The organism is Citrobacter sp. VF227 (genome assembly GCF_052950715.1).
In genome coordinates this window covers 1-463 of sequence record NZ_JBRFVF010000419.1, presented here as the reverse complement: position 1 = coordinate 463, position 463 = coordinate 1, and the positions used below count along the sequence as shown (strand labels likewise).

Below are 463 nucleotides of genomic sequence, written 5' to 3'. Positions count from 1 at the left end.
CTTCGAGGGCATGCGTCGTCGCGGCTTCAGCGCCGAAGCCGTGCACGCTCTGCGCAATGCCTACAAGATCGTCTATCGCAAAGGGTTGACGGTGGAGGCAGCGCTCAGCGAGCTGGCCGAGAGTGCGGCGGCCTTCCCGGAGGTGGCGATCTTCCGCGACTCCATCCAGGCGTCGACTCGTGGCATCACCCGCTGAGATGAGCAGGCCGCTCAGGGTTGCCCTGGTTGCCGGGGAATCCTCTGGTGACATTCTCGGCGCGGGCCTGATGCAGGCGCTGAAGGCGCAACACGCCGATGTCGAGTTCATTGGCGTCGGTGGTCCACGCATGCAGGCCGAAGGGCTGCAATCCTATTTCCCGCTGGAGCGACTGGCCGTGATGGGCCTGGTCGAAGTGCTCGGCCGTCTGCCGGAGCTGCTGGCGCGCCGTAAGCGCCTAGTGGATACGCTGATCCAGCAGCGGCC

At 65.9% G+C, this 463-nt stretch carries 2 pseudogenes; both read left to right on the top strand.

Features of this window, described 5'->3' with window-relative positions:
* A pseudogene (locus ACU8YC_RS27090) lies at window positions 1-196 on the top strand (acyl-ACP--UDP-N-acetylglucosamine O-acyltransferase); the annotation flags it as partial.
* A gap of 1 nt (window position 197) precedes the next feature.
* Window positions 198-463 (top strand): annotated as a pseudogene (gene lpxB, locus ACU8YC_RS27085) (lipid-A-disaccharide synthase); the annotation flags it as partial.